Here is a 26834-nt window from a genome sequence, read left to right on the forward strand (position 1 = left end):
ATCGACGAGCGTGAATACCCTTCCGGCCGCCTGGCCTCAGCCCTTGCGCAGCGAGGCGTCCAGATGGTCGACCACCTCGGCCCAGTCGGCGTCGGCGTCGAGGGCCTCGCGCAGGAAGGCCGACTGGCCTTCGTTCCAGCAGGCCGCATCGGCCAGCTCCACCCCTTCGGGAAGCGGGGCGTGGCGCTCGATGAAACGCCGGATGGCCTCGGGGTCCGAGGCCAGGCCGAGCTGTTCGAAGAGTTCGCTGAAGGGATGGTCGGGATGTTCCATGGCGTGCACCTGTAGCGGGAAGCGTGTGCCTTCACTCTAGCCGCCCGCGCGCCCTCGCGGCGGCAGGGCGGCCAGGGTGTCTTCAACGCTCGGCTTCGATGAACCCAGCAGAGTCCAGCCCCACTCGTTCAGGGCGCGGTGCGCTCGCCGACCAGTGGGGTCAGGAAGCGCCGTCGGCGTTCCTCGTCCGGCAGCGGCTGGGCCAGCAGGTGGATCAGCTTGGTCACGGCTGCCTCGGGAGTCATGTCGTCACCGGACAGCACGCCGGCATCGCTCAGCGCCTGGCCGGCGGCGTAGGTGCCGATGGCCGCCGCGCCGTGCGGGCATTGGCTGATGGCGGCGAGCAGCTTGCCTTCACCGCAGGCCTGGGCCAGCACGCCTGCCAGGCGCGGGTCGTCTGGCAGGTTGCCGCCGCCCCATACCTCCAGCAGCGCCCCCTTGACGCGATCGTCCAGCAGCCAGGCCTCGAGCTGCCAGGCCGCGAGCCCCGGCCATAGTACGATGCGGGGCACCGCTCCTGCGGCGAGCGGCGTGTAGTCGAGCAGCTCGAAGCGCGGGGCGCCGCGCTGGTGGTGTTGCAGGCCCTGCTCGGGGTAGAGCACCGCTTCGTCCTCTACCCAGTCGCCGAGCGGTGGATGATTGGGGCTCGTGAAGGCATCGGCCTCGTGGGTTTGCCACTTGCGGCTGCGCACGCCCCGTAGCAGGCGGCCGGCGAAGCCGATCGCCACCTCCTGCAAGCGCGGCTCGGCGGCGAAGCGTAGCGCCGCCTCGACGTTGGCCAGCGCGTCGCTGCCGGGCGCCTCCAGGGGTTGCATCGCGCCGGTGAGCACGACCGGGCGGTCCAGCCCCTGCAGCTGGTAAGCCAGGCTGGCGGCGGTCCAGGCCAGGGTGTCGGTGCCATGGATCACCACAATGCCGGCGGCCTCGCTGTAGTGCTTGGCGATCAGCTCGGCGAGACGCTGCCAGTCGAGCGGGGTGGCGGCGCTGGAATCGATGGGCGTGGGGGTGGCGATGACCCGGAAATCGGCAAGCTCGGCCCGACGAGCCGGCGGCAGGGACGCCAGGGCACGGCGCAGGCGCGGTTCGATGTCGTGGCCGGGAACGAGCCCGTCAGGGCTTTCCACCATGCCCAGGGTGCCGCCGGTGTAGATCACCAGCAGCGAGGAAGCGGATGACGTCATGGGGGCTCCAGTCAGAAGATGCAAGCCATGATAAGGCGCCGGCTGAAGGGACGGCGGCGTGGGATCAGCGCACGATGAGGCGATCGTGTTCGTCACGGGTCAGGCGTCGATTGCGGCCGGCCAGCAGGGCGAAGCCGGTGGCGACGGCGGTGATGGCCACCAGCGCGAGGCTGATGGCGGCCAGCCCGAGGTCGAGTTCCAGCATCACGCCGACGCCTAGCGGCCCCAGCGCGGCCAGGGTGTAGCCCATGCCCTGTACCATGCTCGAGAGCTTGCCGGCCAGGCGTGCGTCGGCGGTGCGCAGCACGATCAACGACAGCGCCAGGCTGAAGCCGCCGCCCTGGCCGAAGCCCAGCAGCGCCACGCCGTACCAGCGCCACTCGATCGGCCCCATCAGCAGTATCCACAGGCCGCCGCCGATCATGCCGAGCACCAGCAGCAGGGCGGGGCGCTGATCGCGCCCCAGCCGGGCCAGCCAGGGGGCGGACAGGGCCGCCCCGAGTTGCAGCATCACCGAGCCGCCGGTCATCCAGCCGGCCTCGACCTCGTCGTAGCCGCGTTCCACCAGCAGGGTCGGCAGCCAGCCGAAGACGATATAGGCCAGCGAGGATTGGCAGCCCATGTAGAGGGTCACCTGCCAGGCCAGCGGTTGACGCAGTAGCGCGCGGGTGTCACCGCGGCGGGGCACCGCCGGTGGGCGACCGGGTGGGGCCGGCATCAGCGTCTGCCAGGCGATCAGGCCGATCACGGCCAGTGCCGCCCAGCTGGTCAGCGCCGTGGCCCAGCCTCCTAACACCTCGGCCAGCGGGATGCTGAGTCCGGCGCCGAGGGCGCCCCCCAGACACAGGGCCATGGTGTAGACGCCGGTCATCAGGTCGGCGCTGTCGGGTAACTCGCGCTTGACCAGCGCGGGCAGCAGGGTCCCGGCGATGCCGATACCGGCACCGACCAGCAGGGTCCCGGCGAACAGCCAGATGGGCGCGGCCAGGCCGCGCAGGCCGAGGCCTGTGGCCAGCACCAGTAGCGCCAGTGACAAGGTGCGCTCGGGGCCCAGGCGCCGCGACAACCAGGGTGCGGAGGGGGCGAAGAGCCCCAGGCAGAGCACGGGCAGGGTGGTCAGGGCGCCGATCGCCAGCATCGGCAGGCCACTGTCGTCCTCGATGCGGGGCAACAGTGGGGCCAGCGATGACAGGGCCGGGCGCAGGTTGAGGCCGACCAGGATCATCAGGGCAATGAACACCCCGGGCGCTGGGGAGGTGCGGCGTGCGCCGCGGTCAGTCGTGGTCATACGGGTCTTATTTATCGGGTGGCGTCCCGCCGATGCGACGGCGCCAGCGTTGCGCGAATGCGGCCTCGCCCTCGAGGTCGTCGGCGGCGCCGAATTGTAGATGCGGCGATGTGGCCCGAGGCTCGCTCTCGGCGCGCCGGCGAATGTCGCTGACGTCCTCGCTGCTGACCCATCCGCTTTCGCCGTGAGGCATGGGGTCGGCCACCAGTGGTCCGGTATAGGTCCAGCAACGCTGGGGAACGCGGGATACCCGCCAGCTCCGGCCCTGCCAGTGAGCAAGGCCGGAGGCGTCGAGATGGAAGGCGTCGCCCGGCAGGAGGGCGACAAACAGTCGGGCGTTGAGCATGAAACCGTTGTCGAGCATTTCCACCGCGCCATGGTACTCGCCCCGTGAAAGGGCCGTGAGCACGCCATGGCTTGCTCGCTGGCCGTCGGGAGAGACATGGCCCTCGCCACACAGGTGCAGCAGGTCGGCGTCGATCTGCTTGATGACCCAAACCCGAATCGGGGGCTTGCCGAACAGCGACTTCCACTTGCTCTTCCACATGGCTCAGCTCATATGTTGGCGCAGATCGCCTCGCACGCTGTCGATCAGGGTGATGAAGTGACTGTCGCCCGACGCGTCGATGCGGTCGACCCGGGCCATGCTGGCCAGGCCGCGATCGACCAGTAGCTGGTCGAAGATCTCCAGCGTCATCGATTCCGAGCCGGCCTCGGCCGGGGGCAGCGCGCCGTCGGCCAGGGTGAAACTGGGCAGCAGGGTGGCGCGCACTCGGGTGGCACCGCCCTCGGCGAGCACCCGACGCACGAACAGCCAGCCCTCGCAGGCCAGCCGCTCGCCGGTGTCGAGCTCGCGCAGGAACAGGGTCCGATAGCAGGCCGCCTGGGTGGCGGCCTTGTCGGCCATGCTGCGGTAGGCCTCGGTGGTGCGTTGTGCGGAGACGCCGGCGGATTCCAGTTGTTGCCAGGCCGCACGGTGTTCGCGTTCGAGTTGGGCCTGGCGCTGGAAACGCTGCCAGCGGTGGTAGTCGTGGATCAGCTCTCGCGTGTCCATGGGCATCCTTGCAGGAGTCGTGTCATCCGATCATGCCATACAGTCGCATTGCCGAATATTAATTGCCAGTGCGCTGGCGATCCTGGCCGCCGCGGCGACGGCGACGACGCCCCGGCGCCTGGCCGTCGCGACCGCCGTTGCCGTTGCCAGCGTTACGCTGGCCGCCACCATTACCGCCGCCCGCGTTGCGGGAATTGCCGCGTTGGTTGCCGCCGCGCCCCCGGTTGCCACGGCCGTTCTCGATCGGCTCGGGTTTGGCATTGGGGTCAGGCTCGAAGCCGGGTTCGATACGCTTCTCGAGGTCGCGCTTGATCAACCGCTCGATGCCCTTGAGCAGGCCGTGTTCGTCGACGCATACCAACGACACCGCCTGACCTTCGCTACCGGCGCGGCCGGTGCGGCCGATGCGGTGCACGTAGTCCTCGGCGACGTTGGGCAGCTCGAAGTTGACCACGTGGGGCAGTTCGCTGATATCGAGGCCACGGGCGGCGATGTCGGTGGCCACCAGTACCTGCAGGCTGCCGTCCTTGAAGGCCGCCAGCGCGCGGGTACGGGCCGACTGGCTCTTGTTGCCGTGGATCGCCATCGACGGGATGTCCTGCTTGGACAGCTGTTCGGCAAGGCGGTTGGCACCATGCTTGGTGCGGGTGAACACCAGCACCTGATACCACTGATGCTGGGTGATCAGATGGGCCAGCAGGTCGCGCTTCTTCTCGCGGTCGACGCGGTAGATGGCCTGGTCGACGGTCTCGGCGGTGGTGTTGCGGCGAGCCACCTCGATCAGCGTCGGCTCGTCGAGCAGCTTGTTCGCCAGCGTCTGGATTTCCTTGGAGAAGGTCGCCGAGAACAGCAGGTTCTGGCGGCTGTCGGGGAGCAGCTTCAGGACCTTCTTGATGTCATGGATGAAGCCCATGTCGAGCATGCGGTCGGCTTCGTCGAGCACCAGGATCTCGACGCTGGAGAGGTCGACGTGGCCTTGCTGTTGCAGGTCGAGCAGGCGCCCGGGTGTGGCCACCAGGATGTCGAGGCCGGGGCGGAGGGCGTCTACCTGAGGCTGCTGGCCGACGCCACCGAAGATCACGTGGGAGGTCAGCGATAGATGACGGCCGTAGTCGCGGACGCTTTCGCCCACCTGAGCGGCCAGTTCGCGGGTCGGCGTCAGCACCAGGGCGCGCACGCTCCGCTTGGCCGGCCGACGACCGTCCTTGAGGCGTTGCAGCATGGGCAGGGTGAAGCCGGCGGTCTTACCGGTGCCGGTCTGGGCGCTGCCCAGCAGGTCACCGCCGTCGAGGACGGCGGGGATGGCCTGGCTCTGGATCGGTGTCGGGGTGGTGTAACCCTGGGCGTCGGTGGCGCGCAGTAACTCGGGGCACAGGCCAAGATCGGAAAAGGTCATGCAGTCTCCGCGGCAACGCCCCGCCTCGACCCATCGCACAATGCGGCCGGATCGAGGCAGAGCGTGGAAATGAGGTGAATCGCGGCGGCGGGTGCGACCGCGAGAGGCGCGTATTATGCCATAGCGCCGGGGAAGGCGCAGCCAACCGTATATGGCGTCAGGGCGTTACGCCTTGCCGGTGTCGTTCTACCGCCGCCGCGATCTCTTCGGCGGCGGTGTCCCAGCTGCGGCCGAGGGCCCGCACCAAGGCAGGGTAGCCGTCCTCGGCGAGGGGAGTGGCGGCGCGAAACGTCGCGGCGCCGAGCAGCGCCTTATCGGCGTCGAGCAGCTGCCAGCGGCCGGCGGCCAGCGCCTGGCCGTCGGGTCGGCCCTGGAAGCGTTCCACGCTGACGCGCAGTTGCAGCGGATCGGTCGCGGCGTCCGCCTCGGTGTCGAGCCGTACCCGGGTGTCGGGCAGGTCGGCGGCCAGACGCTCACGCAGGCCGCGTTCGAGCTGGCGGCCCAACGGCTCCGCCCAGCGGTGGCCGTCGGCCTCGCGTAGGGTGATGTCGTCGAGTTGCACGACGATGCCTTCGGTGTCCAAGAGCGGAGCCAGGCGCAGCGGGCGTAGCACCAGCACATGGTTGGCATCGACGCCGGCTTGGCCGGCGGCCGGGGCGGCCGGCTCGGGCAGGGCATAACGGGTCGCCGGCGTGCCGCCCAGGGCGCAGCCGGTGAGCCAGAGCAGGGCCAGGAGCGGCAGCAGCGGGCGCGGCGAGATCATGGCGAACTCCTTGGTGTCGGGGCACGGGGCACGGGGTCGTCGGCGTCCAGGCTGTCGAACAGCAGGGCACCCGGGTTGTCGCCGAGCTGGCGAGCCGTGGGCTGGAGGTCGCGTAGCAGGCGTTCGAGCTGGTCGAGGGTCTCGGTGATGTCCCGATAGGCCGGCGCCCCCGGCGAGACGCCCTCGAGGGTGTCGCGCAGGGCGCTCAGCGTGCGGTTGAGCTCGCCGGGGAGGGCACGGGTCTCGGGATCGTCGAGCAACGACTGGACGCTGGATGTGAGCTTGCGGACCTGTTGCAGGGTGGCCTCCGAGGTCGCCAGGTTGTGTTCTAGCCCGTCGAGTATCGGCGCGAGTTCCAGGTCGTTGAGCTTTTCGAGCAGCGCGGTGATCTGGCCCTGGATCTGCGCCAGCCCACCGGAGGTGGTGGGGAAGACGTCGCGTTCGGCGAAGGTCTCGGGCGTGTAGGTGTCGCGCCGCTCGGGGTCCAGGCTAAGGTCGACGAACAGCGCGCCGGTGAGCAGGTTGCCGCTCTTCAGCGAGGCGCGCATGCCGCGCTCGAACAATCGTTCGAAGCGCTGCTGCCATTCGTCGAGGTCCAGGGTCTGGTCGTCGATGCCGAGACGCTGGGGCTCGATGCGGATCAGCACCGGGATCGCCAGGCGTGAATCGCGTTCGGGCTGGGACGACGTGAAGTTCCACGGCACGCTGGCGACGGTGCCGATCCGCACGCCACGAAATTCTACCGGGGCGCCGCGCGACAGGCCGCGCACGGTGTCTTCGATCAGCATCACGTATTCCAGGTAACGGTCGAAGGTGCCTTCGCGGGCGCTGTCCTCATCGGCGTAGAGGGTGAAGGTGCTGTCGGGGTCGGCCGCCGTGCCGCGCGGCAGGTCCTCGGGCACACCGAAGGTGACGCCGCCGCTGACCATGGTCTCGAGGGAGTCGAGCTGGACGCGTACGCCTTCGGAGTCGAGGCGCAGGTCGACGCCGCTGGAGCCCCAGAAGCGAGTGTTGTCGGTGACCAGGCGGTGGTAGGGACTCTCGATGAAGATGCGATGGTGCATGCGCCGGGTCTCGACGTCGAACTCGGCCTCCTCGACGCGCCCCACGGTATAGCCTTGATAGGTGACCGGATCGCCGACGCTGAGACTGTTATCGACCTCGCTGAGCAGGTTGATGCGCAAGCCTTCGGCGCCGGGAGGCGCCACCGGGGGTTGCTCGCTGACCGTGAAGCGGCTCGCTTCCTCGTCGCTCTGGCCGGGTTCGAGCTGGAGGTAGGCCCCGGAAAGCACGGTGTTGAGTCCGCTGATACCCTCACGGCCGATGCGCGGTTTGACGACCCAGAAGGTGCTGTCCTCGACCAGCATCGATGCGGCCTCGGGCTTGATGCGGGCGGTGATCACGACCTGGGAAAGGTCGTCGGCCAGGTCCACCGACTCCACCTGACCGATCTCGACGTTGCGGGTCTTGATCAGGGTGTTGCCGGCCTCGATGCCGTCGGCGCTTTCCATGGTCAAGGTGATCATCGGGCCGCGGCTCAGGTAGCTGTCGTAGACCAGCCAGGCGCCGATCAGCAGGGCCACGATGGGGACGATCCAGATCGGCGAGAGCCGTGCCTGGCGGGTGGTCCGGGCGCGATGCTCGGTATCGGACGCAGCGTCAGGGGGCGTGTCGGTCATGCAGGGGTTCCTCGTCCGCTGTGGGGGATGAATCTTCCCAGATCAATCGGGGGTCGAAGGCCATGGCGGCGAGCATGGTGAGTACCACCACACCGCCGAAGGCGACCGCCGCGGGGCCGGGCTCGACGGCCATCAGGTTCCCGGCGCGGATCAGTGCCACCAGGATCGCCACCACGAAGATGTCGACCATCGACCATCGACCGATGAACTCGGTGATCCGATAAAGCCGGGTACGCGCCGGTGCCTTGAGCGAATGGGCCCGTGGTGCCACCAGACACAGCCAGGCCAGGGCTAACAGCTTGCCGATCGGTACGATCACGCTGGCCACCAGGATCACCAGCGCCACCGGCCAGGACCCCATGTCGATGAGCTCGACGATACCGCCGACGATGGTGTTGGGGCTAGGCCGCCCCAGGCTGATGGTGGTCATGATCGGGTAAACGTTGGCCGGCACGTAGAGTATCGCCGCCGCGGCCAGCAGCGCCCAGGTGCGTTGCAGGCTGTAGGGACGCCGGGCATGGAGCGGCTCGCCGCAACGCTGGCATTGGCCGTGGCCATGGGCATCGAGGCGGCCTACCAGCCCACAGGTGTGACAGCCGGTGAGCCCCTGGGGCGCGGCCGGTCGACCGGTCTGGCTGCCCTCGGGGGCGGGCGGTTCGCCGGCCAGGGCAAACCATAGCCAGTCGCGGTCCACCGACTGGGTGGTCGCCACCAGCAATATCGCGAAGATGCCGAAGGCCCAGAAGCCCGGGCCGAGGTCGATCTGGGCGAGACCGGCGATCTTGATCAGGCTGACCAGGGTGCCGATCAGGAAGACGTCGGCCATCATCCAGGGCGCCAGGTGGGCCAGGGCGCGTGCGGCACTGCGGCTGGCCGGCAGCGGCGTGCCACGCAGCAGGCCGAGCTGTAGCCACGCCACGGCGAGCAGGTAGAGGGTTGGCAGCACCAGGATGGTCATCAGCACGACGATGGCCACCAGTGGGGCCTGGTGGCCGAGGAGTTCACTGGCGGTCTGGGTCAGGTCGATGCGATTGCCGACGCCGCGCACGCTGAAGGCCAGGAAGGGGAAGGCCGCGGCGACCGCTAGGCTGGTCAGGGCGGCGATCGCGAGTGCCAGGCTGCGCTGGGCAGGGTAGCGGTGGCGGCGTACCTCGGCGTGGCCGCAGCGTGGACATACCGCCTGCTCGCCCGAATGCAGGGGCGGCAGCGCCATCAGCCAATCGCATTCATGACAGGCACGCAGGCGTCGCCGGGTGGCACGAGCCTCCGGAGGGGTACGGTCGACGTAGGGCGCCTGGGTGGGCAGGGCGAGGTGGCGAAAGACCGGCCTGGGCACGGCGATGGCGTTCTCCTGAAGATCAACGACTTGTCACAGAGTGTGTCACGTTGACGTAGGGGGCACCATAGTCAACCATGCGTGCCTCATTGACTGCGATGGAGACACCATGATGCTTCCCGCCCTGGCGGTGGTGGCAGGCCTGATCCTGCTGGTCTGGAGCGCCGAGCGCTTCGTTGACGGCGCGGCGGCGACATCCGCGCGGCTCGGCCTTTCTCCCTTGCTGATCGGCATGCTGGTGATCGGTTTCGGCACCTCGGCGCCGGAAATGGTGGTCTCGGCCATCGCCGCGAGTCAGGGTAATCCGGGGCTGGCCCTGGGCAATGCCTTCGGATCGAACATCGCCAATATCGGCCTGATCCTGGGGCTGGTGGCGTTGATCGCGCCGCTGGCGGTGCATTCCGGGGTGGTGCGTCGTGAGCTGCCGGTGCTGGGAGGGGCGACGCTGCTGACGGCGGTGCTCTTGCTGGGCGGCGTGGTGCGCCTCGAGGGCATGCTGCTGCTGGTCGTACTGGCGGTCTTCATGGGCTACAGCGTGGTTCAGGGCCTGCGCAACGACACGGATCCGCTGTCATCCGATACTGAGACCGATCTGGCCACGCACCCCATGCCATTGCGCACCGCCCTGGGCTGGACGGCGCTGGGCCTGGTGCTGCTGGTGGCGAGCTCTCGGCTGCTGGTATGGGGCGCGGTTTCCATCGCCCAGAGCCTCGGCGTCAGCGACCTGGTGATCGGTTTGACGGTGGTGGCGGTCGGCACCTCGCTGCCGGAGCTGGCGTCCTCGATCAGCGCCCTGCGTCGTCGTGAGCACGATCTGGTGCTGGGCAATGTGGTGGGATCGAACCTTTTCAACACCCTGGGTGTGGTGGGGCTCGCCGCGGTGATCGCGCCGATCGATGCCGGTCGGGAGGTGCTGCTGCGCGACTGGAGCCTGATGGCCGCGATGACGGTGCTGATGGTGGTCTTCGCCATGGGCTGGCGCGGCCGGGCGGGGCGCATCAATCGTCTCGAGGGTGGCATCCTGCTGGCCATGTATGTGAGCTATCTCGGTTTCATGACACACCTGGTGGTGAGCGGCGCCCCGATGACGTGAGAGGGCTGCGGCAACGCGACACAGACAACGGATCACCCCGGACGCGCTATGATGCCCCGGGTGGCTTGCCTTGGCCGGGCCGGTATCGGCTAATCTGAGGCGAGCAAGGGTGAATGCGGAAGAGGGCATCGCGCTCCCTGAACAGGGCACGAGAGTGCCGGCGCATTCCCATCAATGGTCCGCAGGAACGAGGTATGCCTCATGGAACTGGATCCTCTGCTGCTGTCGCGGCTGCAGTTCGCCTTCGTGGTGTCCTTCCACACCATCTTCCCGGTCTTCTCGATCGGCCTGGCGTCCTATCTGGCCGTGCTCAATGGCCTCTTCTATCGCACCGCTAACCGTGCCTGGGAGCGCCTGGCGATCTTCTGGACGCAGGTGTTCGCCGTGGTGTTCGGCATGGGAGTGGTATCGGGCATCGTCATGTCATTCCAGTTCGGCACCAACTGGAGCAACTTCTCCCTGGCGGCCTCGAACTTCCTCGGTCCGATGCTCAGCTACGAGGTGATTACCGCCTTCTTCCTCGAGGCCGCCTTCCTCGGCGTGTTGCTGTTCGGGCGCGACAAGGTGCCTCAGGGGGTACATCTGTTCGCCTCGATCATGGTCGCCCTCGGCACCTTCATCTCGGCCTTCTGGATCCTCGCCGCCAATAGCTGGATGCATACCCCGGCGGGCACCGAGCTGGTCGACGGGCGTTTCCGCGTGACCGATTGGAGCGCGGCGATCTTCAATGCGTCCTTCCCGTATCGCTTCGCCCACATGGTGTTGGCGTCCTTCCTGACCGGTGGCTTCGTGGTGGCGGGTGTCAGCGCCTGGTACCTGTTGCTCGGCCGGGAGCCCCAGGCCAACCGCAAGGCGTTCTCGATGTGTTTGTGGATGCTGCTGGTGCTGGCGCCGCTTCAGGCCGTGGTCGGCGACTTTCATGGCCTCAACACCCTGGAGCATCAGCCCACCAAGGTGGCGGCCATGGAGGGCAACTGGGAGACCCAGTCTCGCGCGCCGCTGCTGCTGTTCGCCTGGCCCGACCAGCAGGCTCAGGAGAACATCGTGGAGCTCGGCCTGCCGGGTGTGGCCAGCCTGATCCTCACCCATGACATCGATGGCGTGGTGCCGGGCCTGAGCGAGGTCCCGCCGGAGGAGCAGCCGCCGGTGTGGCTGGTGTTCTGGTCGTTCCGTGTGATGGTCGCGATGGGGCTTGCGATGATCGCCGCGGCATTGATCGGCCTGGGGCTACGCGCGAAGGGGCGATTGTATGATCACCGCGGCTACCTGCAGTTCATGCGCGTCATGACCATCACCCCGTTCCTGGCGGTGCTCGCCGGCTGGTTCGTGACCGAGACCGGCCGCGCGCCCTGGCTGGTATACGGCATCATGACCCAGGCCGAGGCGGTGACGCCGTCGCTGACCGGTGGCATGGCGCTGTTCACGCTGATCGGCTACATCCTGGTCTATGCCGTGGTGTTCTATGCCGGCACCCTGTACCTGACCCGGGTCGTGCGTCAGGGCATGCTGCCCGAACCGCCCCATGACGATGAGGTGGAACGACCCAAGCGGCCGCTGTCCGCCGCCCATGTGCCCTTCGAAGACGCCGCCAACCAGCCGGGAAGGAGCTGAGTCATGGAGATATTCGATCTGACGCTGATCTGGGCCGGTATCATCGGCTTCGGGATCATCATGTATGTGCTGATGGACGGCTTCGACCTGGGCGTGGGGATCCTCTTCCCCTTCGCCCCCGACGAGGACAGCCGCGATGTGATGATGAACTCGGTGGCGCCGATCTGGGACGGCAATGAGACCTGGCTGGTGCTCGGCGGAGCCGGGTTGCTGGCGGCGTTTCCGGTGGTCTATTCGGTGTTCCTGCCGGCGCTCTACATCGGCGTCTTCCTGATGCTGGCGGGGCTGATCTTCCGCGGCATCGCCTTCGAGTTTCGCTTCAAGTCGCACCGTCACCGCCGCTGGTGGAACCGGGCCTTCTGCTGGGGGTCCGTCGTGGCCGCCTTCGCCCAGGGGGCGGTGGTCGGCGCCTATATTCAGGGCTTCGCCGTGGAGGACTTCGTCTACGTGGGAGGCGTCCTGGACTGGTTGACGCCCTTCACGGTGCTGACCGGCATCGGCCTGGTGGCCGGCTACGCCTTGCTCGGGGCCAGCTGGTTGATCATGAAGAGCGAGGGCTACACCCAGGCATGGGCCTACCGGCTGGTGCCGCGACTGCTGATCGCGGTCCTCGCGGTGTTCGCCATCATCAGCCTGTGGACGCCCTTCGTCGATGAGGCGGTGCGTGAGCGCTGGTTCGGCCACCTGCATCTGATCTGGGTGTTCCCGGTACTGGCCCTGCTCTGTGCCCTGTGGCTATGGCGTGCCGTCCAGGCGCGCCGCGAGGGGCAGCCATTCATCGCCACCCTCGGCGTGTTCGTCTTCACCTATCTGGGGCTGGTGGTCAGCAAGTGGCCGGTGATCGTGCCGCCGGATTACACCCTCTGGGACGTCGCCTCGGCGCCCGAGTCGCAGCTGTTCCTGTTGCTGGGCATGCTGTTCGTGATTCCCATCGTGCTGGCCTATACCGCTTGGAGCTACTGGGTGTTCCGCGGCAAGGTCCGCGTGGGCGAGGGATACCACTGAGACGATGACTCAACCCTCGACCTCGCGCGCCTGGCTCGCCGGCCTGGCGCGCGCCGAACGCGGGCGGCTGGGCCTGGCCGTCGGGTGTGGCCTGATCGCGGGCATCGCGAGCGTGGCGCAGCTCACCCTGTTGGCCTGGCTGGTGGCCTCGCTGCTGGTGGAGAGCCGTACGCCCACCACGCTGCTTCCCGCCTTCGCCTTGCTGGTGGCCCTGATGGGCCTGCGTGCCCTGGCGCAATGGGGGCAGGACGCGTTGGGCCTGGCCGCCAGCCTGCGGCTGCGACGCCGGGCCCGCGGGGAGTTGCTCGATCATCTGACCCGGCTCGGGCCGGTGGGCCTCACCGCGCATCATAGCGCCAGCCTGGCTCATCGCGTGGTGGATCAGGTCGAGTCGCTGGACGGCTACGTGGCACGCTTCCTGCCTCAACGCTATCTCGCGCTGCTGATGCCGCTGGTGATCCTGGCGCTGGTGGCCTGGCTGGACTGGCTGGCGGCGCTCTTCCTGCTGCTCTCGGCGCCCCTGATCCCGCTGTTCATGGCCCTGGTCGGCATGGGGGCCGAGCGGCTCAACGAGGAGCAGTTCGATGCCGTGGCGCGCTTGTCGCGCCACTTCATCGATCGCGTCCGCGGCATCACCACCCTGCAGCTTTTCGGGCGTAGCGCGGCGGCCACCGAGGAGGTGCATGCCGCCGCCGACGACTATCGGCGGCGAACCTTGCGCCCGCTGCGCCTGGCCTTCCTGTCCTCGGCGGTGCTCGAGTTCTTCGCCGCCGTGTCGATCGCCATGGTGGCCATCTACGTGGGCTTCGGCCTGCTCGGCTACGTGACCTATGGCCCCGCCGAGCAGTTGACGCTGTTCAGCGGGTTGCTGGCGCTGCTGCTGGCGCCGGAGTTCTTCCAGCCGCTGAGAAGCCTCGCCCAGCATTACCACGATCGCGCCTCGGCCCTAGGCGCCGCCGAGGGTATGGTGGCGCTGCTCGACGAGGCGCCGCGCCGCGGCTTTGAGCCGGCGGCCCCCTGCGAATCCCCGGCCCTCGTCGAGCTGGCGGCGGTGACGGTGAGCCATCCCGAGCGAGGCGGTGTGCTCAAGGCACTGTCGTTATCGCTGGCGGCGGGCGAGATCCTGGCGGTCAGCGGCCCCTCGGGGGCCGGCAAGTCGACCCTGTTGCAGCTGTTGGCGGGCTTCCTGGACCCGGAGGCCGGCGATATGCGTCGACAAGCCGGGCTCGAGGTGGCCTGGATGGACCAGCGGCCGCTACTGATTCACGGCAGCCTGGCCGATAACCTGCGTCTCGCCGCGCCTGACGCCGATGAGCCAGCCCTGCGGCGTGCGCTCTCGGCGGCCGGGTTGGGCGCGTTGATGTCAGCTCTGCCGGAGGGCCTCGAGACCCGTCTCGGCGAGCGAGGAGTCGGGCTCTCCGGCGGCCAGGCCCAGCGGCTGGCGCTGGCGCGGGTGTTCCTCTCCGAGGCCCGACTGGTGCTGCTCGACGAGCCCACCGAAAGCCTCGACGTGGACAGCGAGGCGTCGGTGATCGAGGCGTTGATGGCGCTTGCCGCCGAAGGGCGCAGCCTGGTCATCGCCAGCCACCGGGCCGCGCCGCTGGCCTGCGCCGACCGCCGGCTGACGCTGCGTGATGGCCGGCTCGAGGCGGTGAATCATGGCTGAGCCTCGCGGCACGTTCGCTACCCTCGCGCCCTGGCTGCGCCTGCTCGGCCGGCGGCGCAACCGCCTGCTGGCCGGCGCCGGGCTGATGGCGCTGGCGCTGGCCTCGGCGCTCGGATTGTTGGCCTTGTCGGGCTGGTTCATCGCCGCGACCGGGCTCGCCGGCATCGCCCTGGCCGCCGGTGGCGCCATGACGCTGGATGTCTATGTGCCGGGCGGTGGCATTCGCGGCTTCGCGGTGACCCGCACCGCGGCGCGCTACGCCGAGCGGCTCTACAACCACGATACGGTGTTGCGCCTGCTGGCCGATCTGCGCGGCCGGATGTTCGCGGTGCTGGCCGGGCTCGACGGCCAGACGCTCTCGCGGCGCCGGGCCAGCGACTGGCTGAATCGGCTGACCGCCGACATCGATACCCTGGACAGTCTCTTCTTGCGCCTGCTGGCCCCGGCCGCGGTGGCGCTGTTGGCGATCCTTGCCCTGGCCGGTGGCCTGGCGATCGGCTCGCCGGCGGCCGGCCTGACGGTCGGCGGGTTGTTGGGCGCCGCCTGGGCGTGGTTGACGCTGGGTCAGGCGCGCCTCGGGCTCGCCGCCAGTCGGCGCCGGGTCGACGAGCTGGAGCGATTGCGCGGGCGCCTGATCGAACAGCTCCAGGGGCTCGCCGAGCTGGAGGCCTACGGTGGCCTGGCCGCCGCGCGGCGGCGCCTCGAGGCCATCGAAGAGGCCCTGTACGCCGACCAGCGCCGGCTGGGGCACTTCGCGGCGCTGGGCACGGCGTTGGCCGGCCTGGCCGTGGGCCTCGGCTGGCTCTCGGCGTTGTGGCTTGCGGCGCTGGCCTGGCAGGCCGGGGCGGTGTCGGGGCCGGTGATGGTGATGATGCCACTGGCGGTGATGGCGATGAGCGAGGCGCTCGGCGCACTGCCCATGGCCTTCACCCAGTTCGGGGCGACCCTGGCCGCCGCCGAGCGCCTCAACACGCTGGATGGCGCCCGCCGTGACGCTGGGGGAGCGGCGAGCCTGCCTGCCGGGGCGCCGCGGCTCGTCGTCGAGGATCTGTCGCTGCGTTATCCCGAGGCACTGACAGCGGTGTTCGACGGCTTCTCGTTGACCCTGGCGCCCGGCGAACGCCTCGCCGTGCATGGCGTGTCGGGCAGCGGCAAGTCGAGCCTGGCGGCGCTTGCGACCGGGCAGCTGGCGCCGGGCCGCGGTGTCGTATCCCTGGCAGGCCTGCCGATCGAGGCAATCGCCCCCGAGGCCCTGGCCGAACATGTGGCCTGCCTGACCCAGCACACCGAACTGTTCGACGATAGCCTGGCGGCCAACCTGAGGCTCGGCGCCCCCGGGGCCGACGATGCCCGACTGTGGGCGGTGCTCGAGATCGTGGAGCTCGGCGACTGGGCCGAGGCACTGCCCGGTGGGCTCGCGACTCGGGTCGGCGAGGGCGGACGCCGGCTGTCCGGTGGTCAGGCGCGGCGCGTGGCCCTGGCGCGACTGTTGCTGCGCGACCCGGGGCTGGTGATCCTCGACGAACCCTTCGCCGGGCTCGATTCGGCGCTCGCCGGGCGTCTCGCCCCGCGTCTCGATGCCTGGCTAGAGGGGCGCAGCGTGCTCTATCTGGTGCATGAGCGCGCCGAGCAGACGGCCTTGCCCGGCGTCGATCGTTGGCAATCGTTGGCGAGCGAGGAAGCGAAGGGCTTTGTGGCGCCTAGCGGAATCTTTCAAGATGGCGCCAGGCACTGAGACGAGGTGAATTATGCGGGATTTCCTGAAGGCCCTGCCCAAGGCCGAACTGCATCTGCACATCGAGGGCACCCTGGAGCCCGAGCTGATGATGGCGCTCGCCGAGCGCAATGGCGTGACGCTGCCCTATGCCTCGGTAGAGGAGGTGCGAGCCGCCTACGACTTCGAGGACCTTGCGTCCTTTCTGGACGTGTACTTCCAGGGTATGAGCGTGCTGCATACCGCCCGGGACTTCGAGGACCTGGCGATGGACTACTTCCGGCGTGCCGCCGCCGAGGGCGTGGTGCATGTGGAGATGCACGTCGACCCCCAGGCACACCTGGCCCGGGGCGTCGCGATGGATACGCTGATGGAAGGCCTGGAGCGCGCCCGGCGCCGCGCGGCCAGTGAGTTGGACCTGTCCACGGCGCTGATCCTCGCCTTCTTGCGCGACCGGCCTGCCGAGGAGGCGCTGGAGGCGTTGGAGCAGGCCGTGCCCCATCTCGAGCGGCTGGATGCCGTGGGGCTCGACAGTGCCGAGGTCGGCCATCCGCCCGGCAAGTTCGCCGTGGTGTTCCGCCGCGCGGCGGAGCTGGGGCTGGCGCGGGTCGCCCACGCCGGCGAGGAGGGGCCGCCGGCCTACATCCGCGAGGCGCTGGACAGGCTCGACGTCTGCCGCGTCGATCATGGCGTGCGTTGCCTGGAAGACGAGGCGCTGGTCGAGCGGTTGCGTGCCGAGGCCAGGGTGTTGACCGTCTGCCCGCTGTCTAACCTGCGCCTCAAGGTGGTCGAGCGCCTCGAGGCGCATCCGCTGCCGGCGATGCTCGAGGCCGGGCTCACGCTGACCCTCAATTCCGATGACCCCGCCTACTTCGGCGGCGGTATGCTGGACAACTTCCTGGCCTGCGAGCGTGCCTTCGGCTGGTCCCGCGAGACGTTCACCCGGCTTGCCGGTAACGCCATCGAGGCCGGTTTCATGAGCGAGACGCGGCGTGATGCCTTGCGCGAGAGGCTGGCGGCGATGCAAGTGCCTCCCGGTGGCTAGAGCTCCCGCATCCAGTGCCGAATACGATGGCGATGACGCCGGCTGGTGAGGCGCTGGGTGTCGAGCCCGTCCGGGGTGAGCAGGCAGTCGTGACCGTCGTCGGTGAGGCAGAAGCGCCGTCGTGCCCCGATGGGGGCGTCTTCAGAGCCGTAGATGGCGATCACGCGGATCTCGATCGCGCGAGGCGTCGCGTTCTGCCCCCAGTCCTGGCCGGGCCGATGGTCCGGCGGCATGACGCCATGATGATGGGCCACTCGATCGAGGATGCCGCGAAAGGCGCCAACATGCAGGTAGGCGCCGGAGGGGAGTGGGCCCTGGTAGGTGCGAGTGCTGCGGTCTTCTTCCCCGGGCTGCTGATAGTCGGTGATATCGAGCTGCCGCTCGCCCGAGTCGGTATCGAGAACGGCGATGATATGTTCCACGAAGATCGCCTCGGCGCTCATGTTGCTGATCAGGCACAGTGAGTCGAGGTCCTTGCCGTGACCCCGGTTGATGATGATGCGTGGGCGGCGTTGCCGAATATAGCCGTTGTACAGTAGCTGGGCATAGAACAGCCAGATCAGCAGGGTCAGGGTGCTGGTGATCGCGCCGATCGCGCTGGCGTTCTGGTTGAGCCACTGCATGAAGTCGAACCCTGCTTTGCGTTTCCGCCACGCTAGGGCAGGGTGGCGAGGCGCGCAACCTCCGGCCGGTTCGGCGGCGACGTGCCCGGTGGATCATGCCGGGCCTCGATCACCATCGGGAAGGGCTCGCCGGACCGGCGAGCCCACACGCACGGCGGGTCGAGTGCCCTGGGCTGTCAGGCCTCGGGCCGTAGCGCTGCCTGGGCATCGCGGTGGTGCACGCACCGGCCGTTGGCCCAGGTGGCATGAACCGCACGATCGTCGCCCAGCATCATCAGCGCGAACAGCGTCTCGGCGAGCGTGCGGCAGCGTGCGGTGCGCCGGGCCAGCAGCGGCGTGGCCTGGGGGTCGAGGACCACGAGGTCGGCTTCGCCGCCTTCCCGCAGGCGACCGATGCGGTCGTCCAGGTGCAGGGCCCGGGCGTTGCCCAGCGTCAGCCGGTAGAAGCCCTGCCAGGCGGTGAGCGGCTGGCCGAGCAACTGGCCGACCTGGTAGGCGGCCTTGAGGGTCGCTAGCCCCGAGAGGTCGGTGCCGGCGCCCACGTCGCTGGCCAGGCTGGTGGCGAGCCCCGCCTCGCGGCAGGCCTGGCGGTCGAACAGCCCGCTGCCGAGGAACAGGTTGGAGGTAGGGCAGAAGGCGACGCTGGCGCCGGCCTCGGCCAGCCGATGGCGCATGCCCTGATCCAGATGAATGCCGTGGGCGAAGGTGCTGCGTGGCCCGACCAGCCCGAAGCGCTCGTAGACCCCCAGGTAGTCCCGGCATTCCGGGAACAGTTCAGCGACCCAGGTGATCTCGCCCTCGTTCTCCGAGAGGTGAGTCTGCAGGTGCAGGTCCGGCGCATTGCGCAGCACCGCGCCGGTGGCCTCGAGCTGCTCGCGGCTCGAGGTGGGCGCGAAGCGCGGTGTCAGGCTGTAGCCGAGCCGATCCCGGCCGTGCCAGTCGCCGATCAGTCGTTCGCTGTCGGCAAGCCCGCCGAACGGATCGTCGACCAGGGCGTCCGGGGCGTGGCGATCCATCAGCACCTTGCCGGCCAGCATGCGCAGGCCCCGCGCCTTGGCGGCACTGAAAAACGCGTCTACCGAGCCGGGGTGAGAGGTGCAGAAGACCTGGGCGGTGGTGGTGCCGGCGCGCAGGGTCTCGTCGAGGAAGGCCTCGGCCACGGTCTCGGCGTGGGCGCGCTGGGCGAAGCGGCACTCCTCGGGGAAGGTGTAGTCGTTCAGCCAGTCGAGCAGCTGGCGGCCATAGGAGGCCATGATGTCGAGCTGGGCGTAGTGGACGTGGCTATCGATGAAGCCCGGCATCATCAGCTTGCCGCTGTAGTCCACCACCTCGATGTCCGGCGGCAGGTGCGGGGCCAGCTCGGCGTAGTCGGCCACGGCGTGGAGGTGGCCGTCGACCAGCCACACGGCGCCGTCTTCCAGGTGGCGCACGCTGCCAGGCGCCGGGGCGTCTCCGTCACCCGGGTCGGCATCGAAGCTCAGCAGCGGGCCGCGCAGCACGCGCATGGGGGGGCGGGGGTCGTTCATGAATCTCTCCATTGAACACCGGTCGCGACCGGTGCTTGAGACAATACGGGCTGGGTCTGTTTATCGTTATCTGACAGACGATGAGCGTTTCCGTCGACAAGCCTCCGCGAGGCCCTGTAAACCCGTCCGTGGTCGCTACTTTTGCCCTGCTGCGGTGCTAATGCATCCTGCGCCGCTGGCAGGGCCTGGGCTGGCCATCCATGGTCAACCCGCTCGGCGGGAAGAACATTCACGGGATGTGCTTCTCGTTCCGCCTCGCCCCTGGGCCAAAAACCCTCGCTTCGCTTGTATCGCTGGCGCTCATTCGTGGAGCGCTCAGCGGTGTGACGGGAAGGCCTCGCGCAGGCTCTCCGGGGCGACGCCTCGCCGGTCGTCGCGCGTGGCCTCGGGTTTGAGCGTCAGTAGTTCGGCGGCCACCGCCAGGGCGATCTCGTAGGGCCGCTTGCCGTGGGCGCCGGGCACGCCGATCGGGCAGCGCACCGTGTCGAGCGCCGCCGCGTCATGGCCGGCGTCACCCAGTCGGCTCTGGAAGCTCGCCCACTTGCTGTGCGATCCGATCAGCCCGATCGAGGCGCAGTCGCCGCGCCGCAGCAGGGCATCTACCAGGGCGCGGTCTTCGGCGTGGTCATGGGTCATCACCAGCGCGTGGCAGCCGGCGGGCAGCGAGGCCACGGCGCCTGCCGTGTCCACGCCGTCGGCGCCGGTCGCCAGGCGATGATGGTGCAGGCGATCGCCATCGGCAATGTTCTCGGGGAAGGCGTGCTCGCGGCTGTCGAACCACCACACCCGCCAGGGCAGCGGGGCCAGCACCTCGACCAGGGCCTGGCCGACGTGTCCGGCGCCGAACAGCGCCACACCCATCTCGGCGTCGGCGAACGGTTCGATCAGCACATGGACGTAACCGCCGCAGCACTGCCCGGAGCGACCGCCCAGCGCGAAGGCTTCCAGCCGGGCGTCGGTGTGGCCGTCGGCCAGCGCCTCGCGGGCGGCCTCGATCACCTGTTGCTCGAAGGTGCCGCCGCCCAGGGTGTCATGGGTGGTATCTGCGGCGATCACCATCTTGGCGCCGGGCTCGCGCGGGGTGGAGCCGGCCACGCCCACCACGCTGGCCAAGGCGTGAGGGCGCGCCTGTCGCTGTAGGCGTTCGAGCGCCGCGTACCAGGGCTCAGGCCGGTGCATGGTCGGGGCTCTCGTCATGCTCGGCATCGGCGGTGGTCCTTTCCCGACGCAGCGCCTCGGCGGCCATCAGTACCCGCTCCGGGGTGGCCGGCGTGTCGAGCGCCGGGCTGACGCGGTAGTCGGTGAGGCTCGCCAGGGCGTCGCGCAGCGCCGACCACACCGAGATGGCCAGCATGAAGGGCGGCTCGCCCACGGCCTTGGAACGGTAGATGCTGGCCTGGGAGTTGGGGTGGCCCTGCAGCAGCTCGACGTTGAAGGTCTCGGGCAGGTCGCCGAAGGCCGGGATCTTGTAGGTGGCCGGGCCGTCGGAGACCAGCCGGCCGGCCTCGTTCCAGACCAGCTCCTCGCTGGTCAGCCAGCCCATGCCCTGGATGAAGCCGCCCTCGATCTGGCCGATGTCGATGGCCGGGTTCAGCGAGTCGCCGACATCGTGGAGGATATCGGCGCGGCTGACGCGATACTCGCCGGACAGGGTGTCGACCTCCACCTCGCTGACGGCGGCGCCGAAGGCGTAGTAATAGAAAGGCCGTCCACGGCCGGTGGCACGGTCGTAGTGGATCAGCGGGGTGGCATAGAAGCCCTTCTCGGAGAGCGAGATTCGGCCGATATAGGCGGCCTGGACTAGCTCGCCCCAGGGCAGGCGCGTCTCGGCCTCGCCTAGGCCGGCGATCAGCTCACCGCCTTCCAGGCGCATGGTCTCGCGGTCGAGCCCGCCGGCATCGCGCTCGAAGTGCTCGGCGGCGAAGTCGAACAGCCGCTCGCGCAGCTTGCTCGCCGCGTCGCGGGCCGCCTGGCCGTTGAGATCGGCGCCGCTGGAGGCGGCGGTGGGGGAAGTATTGGGCACCTTGTCGGTGCGCGTGGCGCTGATGCGCACCCGCTCCAGGTCGAGCCCCAGCTCCCGGGCCACCACCTGGCAGACCTTGGTGTGCAGGCCCTGGCCCATCTCGGTGCCGCCGTGGTTGATCAGCACGCTGCCGTCGGTATAGACGTGCAGCAGCGCGCCGGCCTGGTTGAGATGCTGGGCGGTGAAGGAGATACCGAACTTCACCGGGGTCAGCGCCAGGCCTTTCTTGATGATCGGGCTCTGGGCATTGAACGCCGTGATCTCGCGACGGCGTGTCCAGTAGTCGCTGCTTTGCTCGAGCCGGGCGATCAGCTCATGGAGCAGGGTGAGCTGCTCGACGCGTTGGCCGTAGTGGGTGATATCGCGTGGCGCGGCGTCCGGGCGCTGGGCGCGATAGAGGTTACGTCGGCGAATGGTCAACGGGTCCTCGCCGAGATGACGGGCGATGTCATCCATGGCGCGTTCGATGATCATCATGCCCTGGGGGCCACCGAAGCCGCGAAAGGCGGTGTTAGAGGCGGTGTGGGTGCGGGCGCGTTGGCCGGTTACCCGGGCGTCGCCCAGGGAGTAGGCATTGTCGGCGTGGAACATGGCGCGGTCGACGATGGCCTCGGAGAGGTCCGGCGAGTAGCCGCAGTCGCCGATCAGCCTGATATCGCCGCCGGCCAGCACGCCTTGGTCGTCGAAGCCCAGGCGGTAGCGGTTATGGAAGGGATGGCGTTTGCCGGTGGCCCGCGAATCCTCGGCACGCGGCAGGCGGACCTTGGCGGCGCGGCCGGTGCGCCGGGCGATGAGCGCGGCGATGCACGCCCAGGGGGAGGCCTGGGTCTCCTTGCCGCCGAAGCCGCCACCCATGCGGCGCATCTCCATGGTCACCGCGTGGAAGGGGATGCCGAGCACCTCGGCGACCAGTTTCTGGGTCTCGCTGGGGTGCTGGTTGGAGGTGTAGACCATCACGCCTTCATCCTCGCTGGGCACCGCCAGGCAGGCCTGGCCTTCCAGGTAGAAGTGTTCCTGGCCGCCGACGAACTGGGTGCCCTCGAGCACGTGGGGGGCCGCCTCGAGGGCGCCTTGCCAGTCGCCGCGTTCGTGGACGTGGGTGGGGCGTACGAATTCCTCGCGCTCGGCGGCGGCCACCGGGTCCAGCGAGGCCGGCCGCTCGTCGATCTCGACCGTCGCCTGCTTGACCGCCAGGCGGGCGGCGCGGTGGCTCTCCGCCGCCACCGCGAACAGGCACTGGCCGAGATAGCTGATCGTCTCATCGACGAAGATCGGGTCGCCCGGGAACACCGGTCCGATGTCGGTGTGCCCCGGCACGTCGGCCAGGCAGATGACGTCGACCACGCCAGGGGCACGTCGCACCTCGTCCAGGTCCAGCCGGGTCAGCCGACCGTAGGCCACCGGCGACAGACCCACCGCCACGTGCACGACGCCGGTCGGGGGGGCGATATCGTCGATATAGGCGGCGCGGCCGGTCACATGTTTGGTGGCGCTCTCGTGGGCGCGGGCGTTGTTGGCGCCTCCTTGGGGAGCGACGGTCTCGCGGGCCAGCGGCGCGTCGCCCTGATTGCGCTGGTTGGGGCGCTGGTCGGCGGCGGACTCGCCGCCACGAGCGGTGTCGGGCGAGTGAGAAAGCCTAGTGAGCGTGCGCATCGAGGGTCACCTGGGTCGTGGAATGGACGGCGTCGGTGGTCGTCGCGTCGGCGGCGATCATCAGGCGCAGGCGTTCGAGCAGGTTGCCGGCGGCGATACGGCGGTATTCGGCGCTGCCGCGGACATCACCCATCGGGCTCAATTCCTCGGCCAGGGCGGTGCGGGCAGCGGCGAAGGCCTCGCCGTCCGGGGCATGGCCTTCCAGCGCAGCCTCGGCCCCCGGCGCGCGGCGGGGAATCGCCGCCATGCCACCGAAGGCCAGGCGGACATCGCGCAGCACGCCCTTGTCGAGCGTCCAGGCGAAGGCGCCGAGCACCGCGGAGATATCATCCTCGCGTCGTTTTGACAGTTTCCAGACCTTGAGATTCGCTCCGCTGGCAGGCCGCGGCAGGAAGATGGCGGCGATGAATTCGTCCTCGGCCAGCGCCGTCTTGCGGTAGTCCAGGAAGAAATCGGACAGCGCCAGCTCGCGGGCGCCACGCGGGCCATCCAGGCGCAGTCGGGCATCCAGGGCCAGCAGCACCGGCGGGGTGTCGCCGATCGGCGAGGCGTTGGCGATGTTGCCGCCCAGCGTCGCGCGGTGTCGGATCTGCGAGGAGGCGAAGCGATGCATCAGGTGCTCGAAGGCCGGGTAGGGCTCGGCGAGTAGCGGCGTCAGTCGGGCGAGCGTGACGGCGCCGCCGATCCACCAGCCGGCGTCGGTCTCCTCGATGACGTTCAACTCGGCGACCCGACGCACGTCGATGAGGTCGTCCAGCGCCTTGAGCTGCTGGGTGGTCTCGAGCCACAGGTCGGTGGCGCCCGCCACCAGCCGGGCTTGGGGGCGTTCGGCCTTGAGGGCGCGCAGGGCGGCGAGATGGCGGGGCACCGCGTAGTGGGCAGCCGTGGCATCGTCCGACGCGTCGTCGAGCACCACGTGCTCGCTCGGGATGGCCGCGACCGCGGGGTAATCGGCCATGCTCAGGGCGGCGTCGCGGATCGGCCGGTAGCCGGTGCAGCGACACAGGTTGCCACCCAACGCGCTCTCCAGGCGTTGCTGGGTCAACGGGGGCGCTTGATCACGGCGCTGCTGCTCGTAGAGGGTGAACAACGACATCACGATGCCCGGGGTGCAGAAGCCGCACTGGCTGGCATGGCAATCGACCATCGCCGCCTGGGCGGGGTGGAGCGTCTTGCCATCGGCCAGCCCCTCGACGGTGATCAGGTGGCAGCCGTCGAGCTGGTGGGCCGGGGTGAGGCAGGCGTTGACGTTGTGATAGTCGGGCCCGGCATCGTCGCCGGGCTCGCCGATCGCCACGGTGCAGGCGCCGCAGTCGCCGGAGGCGCAGCCTTCCTTGGTGCCGGTCTGGCCGAGCCGGTCGCGCAGCAGTTCGAGTACGCTGGTATCGGCGCTGACGTCGCCACAGCGCTGCCGCCTGCCGTTGAGAGAGAAATCGATCATGGTCGGCTCCGATTGTGGTTGTGTAGGCCGGTGATCAGGGGGTGTGTTAATACTTGACCATATGGTCAGTTATGGCAAGTTCCCGAAGGGATTTTTTTCGAGATCGGTGCGCCGAATTGCCTTGTCACCGGCCCGTCAGGCAATCTCTTCGCCCAAGATCGTCGTCGGGAGCAGCGAGGGCCCATGGCCAAGGCAAAGACGCAACACAGCGGTGAGCAAGAGGGAGGCGCCATTCGGCGCCGCAACGAGGAGGCGATCCTGGCGGCGGCGGAGCGGGTCTTCGCCCGCCATGGCTATCGCGGGGCCAGCGTGCAGGAGATCGCCGAGCAGGCGGGGCTGCCGAAGTCCAATGTCCTCTATTACATGGGCAGCAAGCGCAAGCTCTATGTGCGCCTGCTGGAACGGATGATGGCGCGCTGGAACGCCATGCTCGACGACATCTCGGCGGAAGACGACCCGGCCGAGGTATTGTCGGCCTTCATTCGCTCCAAGATGCTCATGTCGCGTCGCCACCCCGAGGGCTCGCGGCTGTTCGCCAGCGAGATCCTCGGCGGCGCGCCCTTCCTGCAGGAGTACCTGAGCGGCGAGTTGCGGGACTGGGTGCAGAGCCGCGCGGCGGTGTTCCGCGAGTGGGCCGAGCGCGGGCTGATGGACCCGGTCGACCCGGTATGGCTGATCTTTTTGATCTGGTCGTCCACCCAGCACTACGCCGACTTCGAGGCCCAGGTGCTGGGCATCACCGGGCGCGAGACGCTCAGCGACGAGGACCTGGAGCGGATCACCGAGTTCCTGACCCGGGTGGTGATCAAGGGCTGTGGCGTTCGTCATCCCACGAAGGCGGGGGCGACGAGCGTGGGTCATGACCCTGCATGATCCGATTCGGGCGGGAGCCAGGGCCGCGGGTGAAGCACCCCGCGGCGCCCCATGTCGTCGAGGTGGGCACGGCTCACTGCGCGGTGATCAGCAGTAGTACCGACAGCGCCGCGCTGACCCACATGGCCGGCTTGATCTCCGTGAGGCGGCCGGTGGCGAGCTTGATCAGCACGAAGCTCATGAAGCCGAAGGCGATGCCCAGGGTGATCGAGTAGGTCAGCGGCATCAGGATGATCGCCAGGAAGGCCGGGAAGGCTTGATCGAAGCGTTGCCAGTCGATCTTGCCGATCGGCGCCATCATGAACAGCCCGACCAGCACTAGCGCCGGGGCGGTGGCGATGCCGGGCACCAACGAGAGCAGCGGCGAGAGGAACAGGAAGGGCAGGAACAGCAGCGCGACGACCACCGCCACCAGACCGGTGCGGCCGCCTTGGGCGACGCCGGCGCCGGACTCGATGAAGGTCTGGGCCGCGCTGGTGCCGAGCGGCGCGGCGATCATCGAGGCGAAGGCATCCACGGTCATCGAACGCTTGAGGTTGCGTGGGTTGCCGTGTTCGTCCTTCAGATCGGCCGCCTCCGACAGCGCCATGAAGCAGGACAGGGCATCGAAGAAGTTGGTGAACAGCATCACGAAGATGAACGGCAGGTAGGCCACCTCGAGGGCGCCCAGGATGTCGACCCGCATGACGGCGCTGAAGTCCGGCCAGGCGGCCAGGCCGCTCCAGGCCACCATCACCTCGTCGCCCCACAGACGACCCATGGGGATCGCCAGCAGGGTGGTCAGGGCGATGCCCATGATCAGCGCGCCGTTGAAACGCAGGATCACGAATACCGCCGTGGCCACCAGGCCGAGGAAGAAGGTCGCCAGATGGGCATCCATGGTGCCCAGCGACACCAGGGTGGCGTCGCTTGCGACGATGAAGCCGGCGTTCTGCAACCCGATGAAGGTGATGAACAACCCGATGCCGCAGGTGATGGCGTAGCGCAGCGACGTCGGGATGGCATCGATGATGGCGCGGCGCACGTTGAACATCGCGAGCACCGCGAACATCACCCCCGACCAGAAGACGCAGCCCAGCGCCACCTCCCAGCTCAGACCCGCGCCGAGCACCAGGGTATAGGTGAACAACGCATTCATGCCCATGCCCGGGGCGACCAGGATCGGATTGCGGGCATAGAGGCCCATGGCCAGGCTGCTCATGAAACTGATCAGCACGGTGGCCGACAGCGCCGCGGAGAAGGGGATGCCGGCGTCGGAGAGCACCGCCGGATTGACCACGATGATGTACATGCCGGCCAGGAAGGTGGCGATCCCGGCGAGGGTTTCGGTCTTCAGCGTGGAGCCGCGGCGGGTGACGCCGAACCAGCGGTCGAGGCGCGGCGGTGCGGCCTGCCGGGGGGTGTCCGGTTGCGGTTGCCCGGCCAGGCGGGTGGAGGTCTGTGGCATGTCGATACCCGATTGTTGTTGTGGGTGACGGGACGCGTTTTTCCTAACCATATGGTCAAGATATCGAGGGTCAAGGCTAGCCGCCGGTGCGTGGTCGAGCAAGCTGGCCCCTGCATCGGCATTCAACGAAGTGATATGGTTCGG

Annotated in this window: 22 protein-coding genes; 7 read left to right on the forward strand and 15 right to left on the reverse strand. The window is 68.8% G+C overall.

Annotated features, from left to right (window positions below):
• Nucleotides 1-36: 36 nt before the first annotated feature.
• The 9 genes from ETC07_RS00190 to ETC07_RS00230 all read right to left on the reverse strand — a co-directional run bounded on the left by ETC07_RS00190 (nucleotide 37) and on the right by ETC07_RS00230 (nucleotide 8970).
• Nucleotides 37-273, reverse strand: a complete 237-nt coding sequence (locus ETC07_RS00190; RefSeq protein ID WP_136246530.1) for a DUF2789 domain-containing protein — start codon at nucleotides 271-273, stop codon at nucleotides 37-39.
• Nucleotides 274-401: 128 nt separating this feature from the next.
• Nucleotides 402-1454 carry an asparaginase gene (locus ETC07_RS00195; protein ID WP_205742477.1) on the reverse strand — a complete coding sequence of 351 codons (1053 nt, stop codon included), beginning with the start codon at nucleotides 1452-1454 and terminating at the stop codon, nucleotides 402-404.
• 64 nt (nucleotides 1455-1518) lie between these two features.
• Complete coding sequence (locus ETC07_RS00200) at nucleotides 1519-2742, reverse strand: MFS transporter (protein ID WP_136246532.1); 1224 nt, start codon at nucleotides 2740-2742, stop codon at nucleotides 1519-1521.
• Between the two features lie 7 nt (nucleotides 2743-2749).
• Complete coding sequence (locus ETC07_RS00205; protein WP_136246533.1) at nucleotides 2750-3289, reverse strand: hypothetical protein; 540 nt, start codon at nucleotides 3287-3289, stop codon at nucleotides 2750-2752.
• 3 nt (nucleotides 3290-3292) lie between these two features.
• Entirely contained in the window at nucleotides 3293-3796 is a 504-nt protein-coding gene (locus ETC07_RS00210) for a hypothetical protein (RefSeq protein WP_136246534.1), read from the reverse strand.
• A gap of 58 nt (nucleotides 3797-3854) precedes the next feature.
• Nucleotides 3855-5192, reverse strand: a complete 1338-nt coding sequence (locus tag ETC07_RS00215) for a DEAD/DEAH box helicase (RefSeq protein WP_136246535.1) — start codon at nucleotides 5190-5192, stop codon at nucleotides 3855-3857.
• 157 nt (nucleotides 5193-5349) lie between these two features.
• Nucleotides 5350-5955 (reverse strand): PqiC family protein, encoded by a 606-nt coding sequence (locus tag ETC07_RS00220; protein ID WP_136246536.1) that lies wholly within the window; start codon nucleotides 5953-5955, stop codon nucleotides 5350-5352.
• A complete protein-coding gene (pqiB, locus tag ETC07_RS00225; RefSeq protein WP_136246537.1) occupies nucleotides 5952-7634 on the reverse strand; it encodes an intermembrane transport protein PqiB in 1683 nt (560 codons plus the stop codon). The genes ETC07_RS00220 and pqiB overlap by 4 nt, the downstream gene beginning before the upstream one ends.
• Nucleotides 7615-8970 (reverse strand): paraquat-inducible protein A, encoded by a 1356-nt coding sequence (locus ETC07_RS00230; protein WP_136246538.1) that lies wholly within the window; start codon nucleotides 8968-8970, stop codon nucleotides 7615-7617. The genes pqiB and ETC07_RS00230 overlap by 20 nt, the downstream gene beginning before the upstream one ends.
• 109 nt (nucleotides 8971-9079) lie before the next feature.
• On the opposite strand from ETC07_RS00230, the gene ETC07_RS00235 reads away from it, so the two are divergent.
• The 6 genes from ETC07_RS00235 to ETC07_RS00260 all read left to right on the forward strand — a co-directional run bounded on the left by ETC07_RS00235 (nucleotide 9080) and on the right by ETC07_RS00260 (nucleotide 17104).
• Nucleotides 9080-10063 carry a calcium/sodium antiporter gene (locus ETC07_RS00235; RefSeq protein WP_136246539.1) on the forward strand — a complete coding sequence of 328 codons (984 nt, stop codon included), beginning with the start codon at nucleotides 9080-9082 and terminating at the stop codon, nucleotides 10061-10063.
• Nucleotides 10064-10264: 201 nt separating this feature from the next.
• The gene (locus tag ETC07_RS00240; protein WP_136246540.1) at nucleotides 10265-11674 is read left to right on the forward strand and encodes a cytochrome ubiquinol oxidase subunit I; all 1410 of its coding nucleotides are present in this window, start codon (nucleotides 10265-10267) and stop codon (nucleotides 11672-11674) included.
• A 3-nt stretch (nucleotides 11675-11677) separates the two neighbouring features.
• Complete coding sequence (cydB, locus tag ETC07_RS00245; RefSeq protein WP_136246541.1) at nucleotides 11678-12679, forward strand: cytochrome d ubiquinol oxidase subunit II; 1002 nt, start codon at nucleotides 11678-11680, stop codon at nucleotides 12677-12679.
• Between the two features lie 4 nt (nucleotides 12680-12683).
• Nucleotides 12684-14345: a thiol reductant ABC exporter subunit CydD gene (gene cydD / locus ETC07_RS00250; protein WP_136246542.1), complete on the forward strand. Its 1662-nt coding sequence runs from the start codon at nucleotides 12684-12686 to the stop codon at nucleotides 14343-14345.
• Nucleotides 14338-16080 (forward strand): thiol reductant ABC exporter subunit CydC, encoded by a 1743-nt coding sequence (gene cydC, locus ETC07_RS00255; RefSeq protein WP_136246543.1) that lies wholly within the window; start codon nucleotides 14338-14340, stop codon nucleotides 16078-16080. Before cydD ends, cydC begins: the two co-directional genes overlap by 8 nt.
• A 13-nt stretch (nucleotides 16081-16093) precedes the next feature.
• Complete coding sequence (locus ETC07_RS00260) at nucleotides 16094-17104, forward strand: adenosine deaminase (protein WP_136246544.1); 1011 nt, start codon at nucleotides 16094-16096, stop codon at nucleotides 17102-17104.
• On the opposite strand, the gene ETC07_RS00265 is transcribed toward ETC07_RS00260, so the two are convergent.
• From ETC07_RS00265 to xdhA, 5 genes are all read right to left on the reverse strand, one after another.
• Nucleotides 17101-17727, reverse strand: coding sequence for a hypothetical protein (locus ETC07_RS00265; RefSeq protein ID WP_136246545.1), 627 nt, complete (start codon nucleotides 17725-17727; stop codon nucleotides 17101-17103). The genes ETC07_RS00260 and ETC07_RS00265 overlap by 4 nt on opposite strands.
• Before the next feature lie 176 nt (nucleotides 17728-17903).
• The gene (guaD, locus tag ETC07_RS00270; RefSeq protein WP_136246546.1) at nucleotides 17904-19253 is read right to left on the reverse strand and encodes a guanine deaminase; all 1350 of its coding nucleotides are present in this window, start codon (nucleotides 19251-19253) and stop codon (nucleotides 17904-17906) included.
• A gap of 315 nt (nucleotides 19254-19568) precedes the next feature.
• Nucleotides 19569-20432 carry a xanthine dehydrogenase accessory protein XdhC gene (xdhC, locus tag ETC07_RS00275; protein ID WP_136247000.1) on the reverse strand — a complete coding sequence of 288 codons (864 nt, stop codon included), beginning with the start codon at nucleotides 20430-20432 and terminating at the stop codon, nucleotides 19569-19571.
• Nucleotides 20419-22929, reverse strand: a complete 2511-nt coding sequence (gene xdhB, locus ETC07_RS00280; protein ID WP_136246547.1) for a xanthine dehydrogenase molybdopterin binding subunit — start codon at nucleotides 22927-22929, stop codon at nucleotides 20419-20421. The genes xdhC and xdhB overlap by 14 nt, the downstream gene beginning before the upstream one ends.
• Nucleotides 22913-24370 carry a xanthine dehydrogenase small subunit gene (xdhA, locus tag ETC07_RS00285; RefSeq protein WP_136246548.1) on the reverse strand — a complete coding sequence of 486 codons (1458 nt, stop codon included), beginning with the start codon at nucleotides 24368-24370 and terminating at the stop codon, nucleotides 22913-22915. Before xdhA ends, xdhB begins: the two co-directional genes overlap by 17 nt.
• A gap of 183 nt (nucleotides 24371-24553) precedes the next feature.
• Here xdhA and ETC07_RS00290 point away from each other — a divergent pair, with 183 nt between their 5' ends.
• Complete coding sequence (locus ETC07_RS00290) at nucleotides 24554-25243, forward strand: TetR/AcrR family transcriptional regulator (protein ID WP_136246549.1); 690 nt, start codon at nucleotides 24554-24556, stop codon at nucleotides 25241-25243.
• A 73-nt stretch (nucleotides 25244-25316) separates the two neighbouring features.
• Here ETC07_RS00290 and ETC07_RS00295 read toward each other — a convergent pair whose 3' ends face one another.
• A complete protein-coding gene (locus ETC07_RS00295; RefSeq protein WP_136246550.1) occupies nucleotides 25317-26690 on the reverse strand; it encodes an NCS2 family permease in 1374 nt (457 codons plus the stop codon).
• Nucleotides 26691-26834: the final 144 nt, after the last annotated feature.

This window comes from Halomonas borealis, assembly GCF_004798905.1.
Lineage (GTDB): Bacteria > Pseudomonadota > Gammaproteobacteria > Pseudomonadales > Halomonadaceae > Halomonas > Halomonas borealis.

Bases quoted from the DNA above. Each gene is read 5' to 3' on its own strand.
- xdhA (WP_136246548.1), bottom strand. From the start codon at position 24,370: ATGATCGATTTCTCTCTCAACGGCAGGCGGCAGCGCTGTGGCGACGTC.
- ETC07_RS00195 (WP_205742477.1), bottom strand. From the start codon at position 1,454: ATGACGTCATCCGCTTCCTCGCTGCTGGTGATCTACACCGGCGGCACC.
- ETC07_RS00265 (WP_136246545.1), bottom strand. From the start codon at position 17,727: ATGCAGTGGCTCAACCAGAACGCCAGCGCGATCGGCGCGATCACCAGC.
- ETC07_RS00240 (WP_136246540.1), top strand. From the start codon at position 10,265: ATGGAACTGGATCCTCTGCTGCTGTCGCGGCTGCAGTTCGCCTTCGTG.
- cydD (WP_136246542.1), top strand. From the start codon at position 12,684: ATGACTCAACCCTCGACCTCGCGCGCCTGGCTCGCCGGCCTGGCGCGC.
- pqiB (WP_136246537.1), bottom strand. From the start codon at position 7,634: ATGACCGACACGCCCCCTGACGCTGCGTCCGATACCGAGCATCGCGCC.
- xdhC (WP_136247000.1), bottom strand. From the start codon at position 20,432: ATGCACCGGCCTGAGCCCTGGTACGCGGCGCTCGAACGCCTACAGCGA.
- ETC07_RS00235 (WP_136246539.1), top strand. From the start codon at position 9,080: ATGATGCTTCCCGCCCTGGCGGTGGTGGCAGGCCTGATCCTGCTGGTC.
- cydB (WP_136246541.1), top strand. From the start codon at position 11,678: ATGGAGATATTCGATCTGACGCTGATCTGGGCCGGTATCATCGGCTTC.
- cydC (WP_136246543.1), top strand. From the start codon at position 14,338: ATGGCTGAGCCTCGCGGCACGTTCGCTACCCTCGCGCCCTGGCTGCGC.
- ETC07_RS00210 (WP_136246534.1), bottom strand. From the start codon at position 3,796: ATGGACACGCGAGAGCTGATCCACGACTACCACCGCTGGCAGCGTTTC.
- ETC07_RS00260 (WP_136246544.1), top strand. From the start codon at position 16,094: ATGCGGGATTTCCTGAAGGCCCTGCCCAAGGCCGAACTGCATCTGCAC.
- ETC07_RS00205 (WP_136246533.1), bottom strand. From the start codon at position 3,289: ATGTGGAAGAGCAAGTGGAAGTCGCTGTTCGGCAAGCCCCCGATTCGG.
- guaD (WP_136246546.1), bottom strand. From the start codon at position 19,253: ATGAACGACCCCCGCCCCCCCATGCGCGTGCTGCGCGGCCCGCTGCTG.
- ETC07_RS00215 (WP_136246535.1), bottom strand. From the start codon at position 5,192: ATGACCTTTTCCGATCTTGGCCTGTGCCCCGAGTTACTGCGCGCCACC.
- ETC07_RS00220 (WP_136246536.1), bottom strand. From the start codon at position 5,955: ATGATCTCGCCGCGCCCGCTGCTGCCGCTCCTGGCCCTGCTCTGGCTC.
- ETC07_RS00295 (WP_136246550.1), bottom strand. From the start codon at position 26,690: ATGCCACAGACCTCCACCCGCCTGGCCGGGCAACCGCAACCGGACACC.
- xdhB (WP_136246547.1), bottom strand. From the start codon at position 22,929: ATGCGCACGCTCACTAGGCTTTCTCACTCGCCCGACACCGCTCGTGGC.
- ETC07_RS00290 (WP_136246549.1), top strand. From the start codon at position 24,554: ATGGCCAAGGCAAAGACGCAACACAGCGGTGAGCAAGAGGGAGGCGCC.
- ETC07_RS00200 (WP_136246532.1), bottom strand. From the start codon at position 2,742: ATGACCACGACTGACCGCGGCGCACGCCGCACCTCCCCAGCGCCCGGG.
- ETC07_RS00190 (WP_136246530.1), bottom strand. From the start codon at position 273: ATGGAACATCCCGACCATCCCTTCAGCGAACTCTTCGAACAGCTCGGC.